This window comes from Paracoccus onubensis, assembly GCF_003591515.1.
GTDB classification, from domain to species: domain Bacteria; phylum Pseudomonadota; class Alphaproteobacteria; order Rhodobacterales; family Rhodobacteraceae; genus Paracoccus; species Paracoccus onubensis.
This window is the reverse complement of the sequence record NZ_QZCG01000019.1, coordinates 67,770-78,845: the sequence shown is the minus strand read 5'-3', so window position 1 is coordinate 78,845 and position 11,076 is coordinate 67,770. Positions and strand designations below refer to the sequence as shown.

10 protein-coding genes are annotated in these 11,076 nt (G+C 60.6%); 1 reads left to right on the top strand and 9 read right to left on the bottom strand.

The window, feature by feature from the left end; genetic code table 11:
• Positions 1-70: 70 nt before the first annotated feature.
• The 7 genes from D3P04_RS21525 to glpD all read right to left on the bottom strand — a co-directional run bounded on the left by D3P04_RS21525 (position 71) and on the right by glpD (position 7,711).
• Positions 71-1,783: an ABC transporter substrate-binding protein gene (locus D3P04_RS21525; RefSeq protein WP_119751930.1), complete on the bottom strand. Its 1,713-nt coding sequence runs from the start codon at positions 1,781-1,783 to the stop codon at positions 71-73.
• Between the two features lie 23 nt (positions 1,784-1,806).
• Complete coding sequence (locus D3P04_RS21520; protein ID WP_119751942.1) at positions 1,807-2,106, bottom strand: DUF2160 domain-containing protein; 300 nt, start codon at positions 2,104-2,106, stop codon at positions 1,807-1,809.
• A 201-nt stretch (positions 2,107-2,307) separates the two neighbouring features.
• Positions 2,308-3,129 (bottom strand): carbohydrate ABC transporter permease, encoded by an 822-nt coding sequence (locus tag D3P04_RS21515; protein ID WP_119751929.1) that lies wholly within the window; start codon positions 3,127-3,129, stop codon positions 2,308-2,310.
• Positions 3,129-3,989: a carbohydrate ABC transporter permease gene (locus D3P04_RS21510; protein WP_119751928.1), complete on the bottom strand. Its 861-nt coding sequence runs from the start codon at positions 3,987-3,989 to the stop codon at positions 3,129-3,131. Before D3P04_RS21510 ends, D3P04_RS21515 begins: the two co-directional genes overlap by 1 nt.
• Positions 3,989-5,080 (bottom strand): ABC transporter ATP-binding protein, encoded by a 1,092-nt coding sequence (locus tag D3P04_RS21505; RefSeq protein ID WP_119751941.1) that lies wholly within the window; start codon positions 5,078-5,080, stop codon positions 3,989-3,991. Before D3P04_RS21505 ends, D3P04_RS21510 begins: the two co-directional genes overlap by 1 nt.
• A gap of 16 nt (positions 5,081-5,096) precedes the next feature.
• Entirely contained in the window at positions 5,097-6,164 is a 1,068-nt protein-coding gene (locus tag D3P04_RS21500; RefSeq protein ID WP_119751927.1) for an ABC transporter ATP-binding protein, read from the bottom strand.
• The gene (gene glpD, locus D3P04_RS21495; RefSeq protein ID WP_119751926.1) at positions 6,161-7,711 is read right to left on the bottom strand and encodes a glycerol-3-phosphate dehydrogenase; all 1,551 of its coding nucleotides are present in this window, start codon (positions 7,709-7,711) and stop codon (positions 6,161-6,163) included. Before glpD ends, D3P04_RS21500 begins: the two co-directional genes overlap by 4 nt.
• A 140-nt stretch (positions 7,712-7,851) precedes the next feature.
• Between glpD and D3P04_RS21490 the strand changes: the two genes are divergently transcribed.
• The gene (locus D3P04_RS21490; RefSeq protein ID WP_119751925.1) at positions 7,852-8,634 is read left to right on the top strand and encodes a DeoR/GlpR family DNA-binding transcription regulator; all 783 of its coding nucleotides are present in this window, start codon (positions 7,852-7,854) and stop codon (positions 8,632-8,634) included.
• A gap of 143 nt (positions 8,635-8,777) precedes the next feature.
• Here D3P04_RS21490 and D3P04_RS21485 read toward each other — a convergent pair whose 3' ends face one another.
• Entirely contained in the window at positions 8,778-9,854 is a 1,077-nt protein-coding gene (locus D3P04_RS21485) for an AbrB family transcriptional regulator (protein WP_182912962.1), read from the bottom strand.
• 285 nt (positions 9,855-10,139) lie between these two features.
• The gene (locus D3P04_RS21480) at positions 10,140-11,003 is read right to left on the bottom strand and encodes an acyl-CoA thioesterase (protein WP_119751924.1); all 864 of its coding nucleotides are present in this window, start codon (positions 11,001-11,003) and stop codon (positions 10,140-10,142) included.
• Positions 11,004-11,076 lie beyond the last annotated feature (73 nt).

Below are 11,076 nucleotides of genomic sequence, written 5' to 3'. Positions count from 1 at the left end.
GTGCCTGCTTCTTCTTTGTCCAAATACCTCGGGGGTCCGGGGGCAGGGCCCCCGGTCCGATAATCCGGAATTACTCCTGCCAGCTCTTGACCAACTCGTCGTAACTGACGGTTTCCGGCTGCGGCTTCTCATTCTCCAGCGCCAGTTGCGGTGCAATCGTGCCGTTTTCCTTGGCATAATTGTTCCACCACTCCAGATCATGCTCTTCGGCCAGTTTCGGACCGATATCGCCCTGAATACCGGCGCGCTCCAGCCGCTCCATCACCTTTTCCTGTTCGGCGCACAGGCTGTCCATCGCCTCTTGCGGGGTTTTCGAGCCCGAAGCGGCATCGCCGATCGCCTGCCACCAAAGCTGCGCCAGCTTGGGATAATCCGGCACGTTCGTGCCTGTCGGCGACCAGTTCAGACGAGCGGGCGAGCGGTAGAATTCGATCAGACCACCCAGCTTCGGTGCGCGTTCGGTGAAGCTTTCATGCTGGATCGTCGACTCGCGGATGAACGTCAGGCCGACATGGCTTTTCTTCACATCCACGGTTTTCGAGGTCACGAATTGCGCATAAAGCCATGCCGCTTTGGCGCGGTCGTCCGGCGTGGATTTCAGGATCGTCCAGGAACCCGCATCCTGATAGCCCAGCTTCATGCCTTCCTGCCAATAGGCGCCATGCGGCGACGGAGCCATGCGCCATTTCGGCGAGCCGTCCTCATTCATCACCGGCGTGCCTTCCTTGACCATATCGGCGGTGAAGGTGGTGTACCAGAACATCTGCTGCGCCACCTCACCCTGGGCCGGAACGGGACCGGATTCGCTGAACGTCATGCCCTGGGCGGCAGGGGGCGCATAATTGTTGATCCAGTCCAGATATTTCTGGATCGCATAGACCGCGGCCGGGCCGTTGGTATCGCCGCCACGGGCAACGCAGGATCCCACGGGGCGGCTGTCCTCATCCACGCGGATGCCCCATTCATCGACCGGCACACCGTTCGGGATGCCCTTGTCGCCGTTTCCGGCCATCGACAGCCATGCATCGGTGAACCGCCAGCCAAGCGAGGGATCCTTCTTGCCATAATCCATATGGCCATAGACCTTCTTGCCGTCGATTTCCCGGCCGGTGAAGAACGCGGCGATATCCTCATAGGCGGACCAGTTCACCGGCACGCCAAGGTCGTAGCCATATTCTTCCTTGAAGGCTTTCTGGTTGTCGGGATCGCTGAACCAGTCGTAGCGGAACCAGTAGACATTAGCGAATTGCTGATCGGGAAGCTGATACAGATGCCCATCGGGCGCCGTGGTAAAGGACTTGCCGATGAAATCATCGAGATCCAGCCCCGGATTGGTCACATCCTTGGCGTCGCCCTCCATCCAGCCGGACAGGTCCCGCGCCTGCTGATACCGCCAATGCGTGCCGATCAGATCCGAGTCGTTGACATAGGCGTCATAGATATTCTCGCCCGATTGCATCTGGGTCTGCAATTTCTCGACCACATCGCCTTCGCCGATCAGATCATGCGTGACCTTGATGCCGGTGATCGCCGTGAATGCCGGAGCCAGCACCTTGGCTTCATATTCATGCGTGGTGATGGTTTCCGACACCACATTGATCTCCATACCCTCGAAGGGCTTGGCAGCGTCGATGAACCATTGCATCTCGGCTTCCTGATCTTCGCGGGTCAGGGCCGAATTGTCGATCTCGGAGTCAAGGAATTCCTTGGCCTCCTCGATCCCCGCCTGCGCGGATGTGGCCAATAGCGCAAGCGCCATGGCCGTTGTCAGGTAGAGTTTCATGTCATCCTCCCGGTTTGGTTAATTCATACCCAGCGAAAGACCGCTGCGGCGTATATCAGGGCGCAGGCAACGCCTCCCCACAGGGGCGTTCCCATCACCGCCAGCCAGATCAGACAGAGAAAGGCCGAACCAAGCAGGCTGATGAACAGCCGGTCGCCCCGGGTTGTCACGATCCCAAGGATGCCCCTGCGCGGCGTTTCGGGGAAGCGGATCGCAAGCCATGTGAACAGGATCAGAAGCCCGGCGATTATAGTAAAGAACAAAGCGGTCGGCAGGGTCCACGCCATCCAGCCGCCGGGATTGATGGAGCCGGTCCAGTCCATGCCCTCATCCGTGACCGGAACATGCCGCAGCAGCCAGTAGATCACCCCGGCCCAGAGAAGCGCGGCGAGGGTGAAGGTGATGTTGAGGGGGCGGCGCATCAAATCGCTCCTCCGGCTACATCTTGCGATGGCCGGGGTTCCACCCCGGACCCCGAGGTATTTAAACAAAGAAGAAGCGCGCGTTTTGCAGGGACCATTGGTTCACACCCTCCCCAATGCGAAACCCTTGGCGATGTAGTTCCGGACGAACCAGATCACCAATGCGCCCGGAATGATCGTCAGCATTCCCGCCGCCGCCAGCACTCCCCAGTCAAGGCCGGATGCCGAGACGGTGCGGGTCATGGTCGCGGCGATGGGTTTGGCATCGACCGAGGTCAGCGTGCGCGACAGCAGCAGTTCCACCCATGAGAACATGAAGCAGAAGAATGCTGCCACGCCGATACCGGAGGCGATCAGCGGCATGAAGATCCGCACGAAGAAGCGTGGGAAGGAGTAGCCGTCGATATAGGCGGTCTCGTCGATTTCGCGCGGGACGCCGGACATGAAGCCTTCGAGGATCCAGACCGCCAGCGGCACGTTGAACAGGCAATGCGCCAAGGCCACGGCGATATGCGTATCGAACAGCCCGATCGAGGAATAAAGCTGGAAGAAGGGCAGCGCGAAGACCGCCGCGGGGGCCATCCGGTTGGTCAGCAGCCAGAAGAACAGGTGTTTATCGCCCAGAAAGCGATAGCGGCTGAACGCATAGGCGGCGGGCAGGGCGACAGTGATCGAGATCGCCGTGTTCATCACCACATAGGTCAGGCTGTTGACATAGCCCATATACCAGCTTGGGTCCGTCAGGATCGTGCGGTAATTTGCCAGCGTCGGATTTTTCGGCCACAGACTGAACGCGCCAAGGATCTCGTTATTGGTCTTGAGGCTCATGTTCAGCAGCCAGTAGATCGGCAGCATCAGGAACAGCAGATAGAGGACCATGATGATGGTGGATCCTCTGCCTTTGGATTCAGCGACCGCGGCCATTATTTCGCCTCTTTCGTCATGACGGTGTAGAATACGAAGGAGATCAGCAGGATCACGAGGAAATAGATCAGGCTGAACGCCGCCGCCGGGCCAAGGTCGAACTGGCCCACGGCCATCTTCACCAGATCAATCGACAGGAAGGTGGTGGCATTGCCCGGCCCGCCTCCGGTGACGACGAAAGGCTCGGTATAGATCATGAAACTGTCCATGAAGCGCAGCAGAACGGCGATCAGCAATACGCCCTGCATCTTGGGCAATTCGATATAGCGGAACACTTTCCAGCGGCTGGCCTGATCGATGCGCGCGGCCTGATAATAGGCGTCAGGGATGGATTGCAGCCCCGCATAGCACAGAAGCGCGACCAGAGAAGTCCAGTGCCAGACATCCATGACGATCACGGTGATCCATGCGTCGACGGCGTCGTTCACATAATTATAGTTGATGCCAAGCTGTTTCAGCGTATGGCCGAGCAGCCCGATATCGACGCGGCCGAACACCTGCCAGATCGTGCCGACCACGTTCCACGGAATCAGCAGGGGCAGGGCCATGAGCACAAGGCAGAAGGACGCCCAGATCCCCCTTTTCGGCATATTCAGCGCGACGAAGATGCCCAGCGGAATCTCGATCGCCAGAATGATGGCCGAGAACAGGATCTGCCGGCCCAAAGCGGCCCGGATGCGGTCGGATTCGAGGACCTCCTCGAACCAGTCCAGCCCGGCCCAGAAGAATTGATTGCCGCCGAATGTGTCCTGAACCGAATAATTCACTACCGTCATCAGCGGCAGCACCGCCGAGAAGGCGACCAGAAGCAGAACGGGCAGGACAAGGAACCATGCGCGGTTATTGACGGGTTTATCCATCAGGCGGCCCTTTCCCGTGCCGACGGATCGACCCGCCAGTCATCCACATAGATATGCGCACGGCCGGGATCGGGGACGACCCGGCTGGCATCCGCGGGAATTTCCTGCGCTTCCGGAAGGATCACGTTGATATCGGCATCGCCGACCTTGCCGCGAATGATCCGGTGATGGCCCACATCCTCTATACGGTGGATGGTAAAGGGCAGCCCTTGGGTTCCGGAACCAAGGCGCAGGAACTCGGGCCGGATGCCAAGCTGCACCTTGCCCGAGAGGGGCGCGTAGCCATGTGCCAGACCGATCTGCGCCCCGGCGATATGGGCGGTGGTCCCATCGACATGGGCATCCAGCAGGTTCATTCCCGGCGAGCCGATGAAATATCCGACGAATGTATGTTCAGGCGCGTCGAACAGCGCCTGAGGCGTGCCCGACTGCACGACCCGGCCATCATGCATGACCACCACCTGATCGGCGAATGTTAGCGCCTCGGTCTGATCATGGGTGACATAGATCATCGTATGGCCGAAACGGCGATGCAGATCCTTGAGCTGGGTCCGCAATTCCCATTTCATATGCGGGTCGATCACGGTCAGCGGCTCGTCGAACAGGATCGCGTTGACATCCTGCCTGACCATGCCGCGGCCAAGGCTGATCTTCTGCTTGGAATCCGCCGTCAGCCTGCGTGCGCGGTGATCCAGCATGGCTGTCATGCCGATCATCCGCGCCACCTCGTCCACGCGGGCGGCGATCTGATCGGCGGGCATTCCACGGTTCTTCAGCGGGAATGCCAGATTCTCGCGCACGCTCATCGTGTCGTAGACGACGGGGAACTGAAAGACCTGCGCGATATTGCGTTCGGCGGTTGGCAGGCCGGTCACATCGCGGTCATTGAACAGAACCCGCCCGCTGGACGGCACCAGCAGCCCCGAAATGATATTGAGCAGCGTCGATTTCCCGCAACCCGATGCGCCCAGCAGCGCATAGGCCCCGCCATCCTCCCAAGTCAGATTCATGGGCTTGAGTGCCCAATCATCGTCATGCGACGGTTTGGGCTGATAGCTATGTGCAAGGTTTTCCAGTGTGATCCGTGTCATTCCTTCCTCCCCGCCATCATGCAGCGGCGGCATAGGGGGCCGCGCGGGCAAGCCTGCCTTCGGGTGTGAACAGATAGATATGCGAGGGCTTCAGCCAGACGGTCAGTTCCTGCCCCAATTCGCGGCGCTGCACGCCCTCGATCAGGCCCACCCATTGATCCTGACCGTGACGGAAATGCATGAATGTCTGCGCGCCGGTAAACTCGACCGATTCCAGCGCAACCCGCAGGGGCAGGGCGTCCGGCGTTTCCGTAAGCGACAGATGTGCGGCGCGGAAGCCCGCCTGATAGGCGCCATCAGGCAGATCGGCGGGCCATGCGAGCGCGCCCAGGAAAGCCTGTCCGCTTTCCAGCCGCACTGGCGCGAAATTCATCGGCGGATCGCTGAACACCCGTGCGGTCACGGCATCCTGCGGCGCGCGATAGACCCGGGGCGTCGGACCGAATTGCGTGATGCGGCCTTCCCACAAGGTTGCGGTATTGCCGCCCAGCAGCAAAGCCTCTTCGGGCTCGGTTGTGGCGTAAACGAAAATCGCGCCGGATTCCTCGAATATCCGGGGGATCTCGGCCCGTAATTCCTCGCGCAGCTTGTAATCCAGATTGGCCAGAGGCTCGTCCAGAAGCACCAGCCCGGCACCCTTGACCAGAGCCCGCGCAAGGGCGCAGCGCTGCTGCTGCCCGCCTGACAGTTCCAGCGGACGACGATCCAGCATCGGGGTCAGCCGCATCATCCCGGCGGTTTCGCGCACGCGCCGGTCGATCTCGGATTTCGCGACCTTCATCAGGCGCAGCGGAGAGGCGATATTCTCGTAAACGCTCATCGACGGGTAATTGATGAACTGCTGATAGACCATCGCGACCTTGCGATCCTGCACGCGCTGCCCGGTCACGTCCTGACCGTTCCAGAAGATGGCGCCCGAACTTGGGCGGTCCAGCCCCGCCATCAGCCGCATCAGCGTGGTCTTTCCCGCCAGCGTCGGCCCCAGAAGCACATTCATGCTGCCCGGCTGCAATGTCAGATCGGTCGGATGGATATGCTCCGCTCCGTCCACCGTCTTGCCAACCCCGCGCAGTTCAAGCGTCATGCGGCAGCCCTCGCGTCGCTCATCCATTCCTCCAATGCGGAGATCTGGCCCTGATCCATCCGCAATCCCAGCTTGCTGCGCCGCCAGACGATATCACTGGCATGGCGGGCAAATTCATGCGTCATCAGCCAGCGAACCTCGGCTTCGGTCAGGGTCGCACCGAAATCGTGGCCAAGCGCGGCGGAATCCTGCGCCTTGCCCAGAATTTCCTGGGCATCCGTTCCATAGGCGCGGATCAGCCTTGTTGCCCATTCACCGGTCAGGAAAGGATATCCGGCCCGGAGATCCGCGATCAGCCTGGCTACGCTTTCGACCGGAAAATCCCCGCCGGGCAAAGCTGCGCCTGTCGTCCATGCCGGCCCGGCATTCGCGAAATACGGCATCAGTTTCTCCATCGCATGCTCGGCCAGCCGGCGATAAGTCGTGATCTTGCCACCAAAAACATTCAGGCAGGGCGCGCTTTTATCGTCCAGAGACAATACATAATCCCGCGTTGCCGCCGTAGCTGATTTTGCCCCGTCGTCGTATAATGGCCGCACGCCGGAATAGGTCCAGACGATCTGATCCCGTGTTACCGCTTGCCGGAAATAACCCGAGGCGAAATCGCACAGATATTGCTGTTCTTCGGGCGTGCATTCCGCATCCAGCGGACTGCCGTCATGATCGCGGTCGGTTGTCCCGATCAGGGTGAATTCATCCTGATAGGGAATCGCGAAGATGATCCGCCCATCCTTTCCCTGAAAAAAATAAGCCTTGTCGTGATCGTAAAGCTTCGGCACCACGATATGGCTGCCCCGGACAAGCCGCACCGTCTCGGCCGAGGGAAGATGCGCCACATCCCGGATGATATGCCCGACCCAGGGTCCGCCCGCATTGATCAATGCGCGGGCATGGAAAACCCGCTCATCCGTTAGAGTCACGCGCCACAGATCACCATCGCGCGCGGCCTCGGCCACCTCTGCACCGACCATGATGCGGGCCCCGCGCAGCGCGGCGTCACGGGCGTTCAAGGCCACCAGCCTTGCATCATCCACCCAGCAATCACTGTATTCGTAAGCCTGTTTCAGCCGGTCTTGCAGCGGCGCGCCTTCCGCGGTGTTTTCCAGCGACAGGCTGCGCGTGCCGGGCAGAATCTTCCGGCCGCCCAGATTGTCGTAAAGAAACAGGCCCGCGCGGATCAGGAAGTTCGGCCGATGGCCCTTGTTCCACGGCATCAGCATGCCCAGTGCCCGCGATACCGGCGTATGCGCCTCGAAGGTCATTTCCGGGTCAAGCGGCAGCACGAACCGCATCGGCCAGCTGATATGCGGCATGGCCCGCAGCAGAACCTCGCGTTCTTTCAGGGCTTCGCGTACCAGCCGGATCTCCAGATATTCGAGATAGCGCAGCCCGCCATGAAACAGCTTGGTCGATTTGGAACTGGTCGCCTGCGCCAGATCGCCCATCTCGGCCAGACGCACCGACAGCCCGCGGCCTGCCGCGTCGCGGGCAATTCCGCAGCCATTTATACCGCCGCCAATAATGAACAGGTCGGTTGTATCCGGCATCGCCTTCCCCCAAGCTGTGAATATCCGATCACGTTCCCGTGCGTTCTGTCAACGGAATTTTTCGCAGATTTGCGTTTCTATTCGAATTGACAAAAACCGCGCATAAATGTTCCGTTAGGTCAGGAAACAGGGGGGCGGCTATGGCGCTGAATATTCGCCAGATGGAAATTCTGGATCTGGCTCGTGCGACGGGCCGTGTCGGCGTCGACGAATTGGCCGAGCGCTTCGACGTGACCTTGCAGACCATCCGCCGCGATCTGGGTGAACTGGCCGACCACGGCATGCTGGACCGCGTTCATGGCGGGGCCATCATGCGCAGCGGTGTCAGCAATATCGGCTATGAGGAACGCCGCCGCATGAATGAAGACGCCAAGGCCGCAATCGCCCGCGCCTGCGCCGCCGAGATCCCCGATAATTGCTCGATCATCATCAATCTGGGAACCACGACCGAGGCCGTGGCGCGCGAGTTGCAGCATCATCGCAACCTGACGGTCATCACCAACAACATGAATGTCGCCAATATCCTTGTCGCCAATGAAAGCTGCGAGATCATGGTGGCGGGTGGGGCATTGCGCCGCTCGGATGGTGGGCTGGTCGGCGATCTGACCAGCGAATTCATTGCACAGTTCAAGCCGGATTACGCGATTATCGGCACCTCGGCGCTGGATGCGGATGGTGATCTGCTGGATTTCGACATGGCCGAGGTGCGGGTAAGCCGTGCCATCGCCGGTCTGGCACGCAAGACCTTTCTGGTGACCGATATCAGCAAGCTTGAACGGTCCGCCCCTGTCAGGATCATTTCCATGGCGGAACTCGATACGGTATTCGTGGATCGGCCCTTGCCCGGTGAATTGACCGGGAAATGCCGGGAATGGGAGACGCGGGTGATTGTGGCGGGAGTTGGAGCGGACGGAACGGGTTAATCCGAAAACCTACCAGGACCGCTGTATACCCAACGCGGAATCAAGGCCCGATGGCGCGCGGCGTGAGGCTCACCCGGATGGGCGCCGCATGTCTTTGACTGCCAGCCGGGCGCCGCCGTTTCAGGTAATCCAACCCGAACCGGCTATTCTCTCCGCGCCCGCAAACCGATGATATGGGCCATGATCGGCGCACCCGCGATGACCACCATCAGCCGCACCAGATGATGCACGACGATGAATCCCAGATCCGCGCCGGAAATGATCGCCAGCACGGTCATCTCGGCCTGACCGCCCGGCGTGAATGACAGGAATCCCTCGATCGGCTGGGCAAAGCCCGCCTGCACGACGATCTCCATCATGATAAAGGCAAGAATCGCGAGAATCATGACGAAAGCGATTCCGGCCAGCACGTCCTTGCGCAACTCGCGCAGGGTGACGCCGACATAGCTGACCCCGATTGCGCTGCCGATAAAGAACTGTGCGACGTTCAGTGCCTCGGCGGGCGGGCGTTGATGCAAGATGCCGCTCAGGGACAGGATCGCCGCCACGATCAGCGGTCCGATAATGGCTGCACCGAAAAGCCTGATCCGCTCGCCGCCTTTCCAGCCCAGAAATGCGGCCGCTGCCATCAGCAAAAGCTGATCGAGGGGCACATCGCGGGCAGGTGCGCCGATGGGATTGGACAGGGTAACGTGAAACAGGTTCACCATCAGCAGCGGCGCGATCGTCACGATGATCAGAATGCGCGTGGCATGGATCAGTGCCAAAGCGCGCACATCTGCGCCCGCCTCTTGTCCGAAAACCACCATATCCTGAAGTCCGCCAGGCATTGCGGCATAATAGGCCGTCGCCCGGTCAAATCCGCAGACACGCTGAAAGAAGGGGATGCCGATCAGCCCGATCAGCAGCACATAAACCGGAACAAAGATCACCGAGGCCGCCATCTGCGGCAATTGCTGCATGACCGCCGGGGTGATCGAGGCACCGACGGCCAACCCGAGAATTGTTCTTGCTCCGACCGCAACCTGCCCTGTCCCGATCAGCGGCGCACCAAGCAGCGCGGCGGCAAGGCAGGCGAAAAGCGGGCCGAAAAGAAAGGGCAGCGGCAGGCCAAGCTGATGGAACAGGGCTGTTCCCATGGCGGAAATCGCCAGGGCCAGCACCTGCCTTGGCAATTTTCGCCTCCAGAAGGGGCGTGGATGGTCGGAATGGGATGTCATGGCCAGTCCTGTATATTTCTGGATACAAAAACGGAAGTGATACCGATATCGCCCGTGAAATTATTAGAGCAGGCCGCGCCGCATCTGAAACGCCGGCTACTTGCGTCCCGCGATGGCCGGGGGCGCTGCCCCGTCGCCGGCAGGTCTCTCGAACCAATGGCGCGACCCGCCGGCGACCCCCGAGGTATTTGGACAAAGAAGAAGGGAGGAGGCGAATCCGGGCAGGCGCGGCATGCTCGGATTACCGGCAAAATGTTGCTGCGGGTTAACCGGGCGTGATCCGCTTTAGCGTGTGATCGGCCGCATCAACCCCTCTTGCGCGACGCTGGCCACCAGCCTGCCGCTCTGATCGAAGATCATGCCGCGATTGAAGCCGCGCGCGCCTCCGGTGAAGGGGGCGTCCATGCTGTAAAGATGCCAGTCCTCGAAACGAATCGGTGCGTGGAACCACATGGCGTGATCAAGGCTTGCCATCATGACATTGCCCTTCACCCATGTCAGCCCATGCGGGCGCAGTGAGGATCCAAGCAGGCTGGCATCCGAGGCATAGGCCAGAAGGCAGTGCTGCATTTCCGGGGATTGTCCCGCAGCCGCCTGCATGCGGATCCAGACGCTGTTCCGGTCATCGGCGCCGACGGGATCGAGGGGATCACGGGGCTCCACCTCGCGCATGTCGAACGGCCGTTCGCGCAGGAATTCCTGCCGCACCCGGTCGGGAACGCGATCGGCATGGATAGCGCGTATCCCGGCCTGATCGGCATGGTTTTCGGGGCCGTCGATCGCGGGCATCGGGTGCTGATAATCCCAGCCCTGCTCGTCGATCTGGAACGAGGCGGACATGTTCAGGATCTGCTTGCCATGCTGTATCGCGACGACGCGCCGGGTCGTGAAGCTGCCGCCGTCGCGGGCGCGATCGACCAGATAGACGACAGGCAAAGCCGGATCTCCGGGCCGGATGAAATAGGCATGCAGCGAGTGACAGGCGCGGTCGGGCACGGTCCGATATGCGGCCATAAGCGCCTGCGCGATGACATGTCCGCCGAAAATCCGCGTTCTTCCCGGCTGCTGCTCGACAAAACCGCGGAACATGTCGGTCTCGATCCGTTCAATATCGAGCAGTTCAAGCAACCGTTGTGCAGCTTCGGTCATTCCGGCAAACCCCTTGAATTCCAGTTTGTTGTCGCAGCAACCGGGGCGGATGACAAGCGCGGCAGGCCCAAGG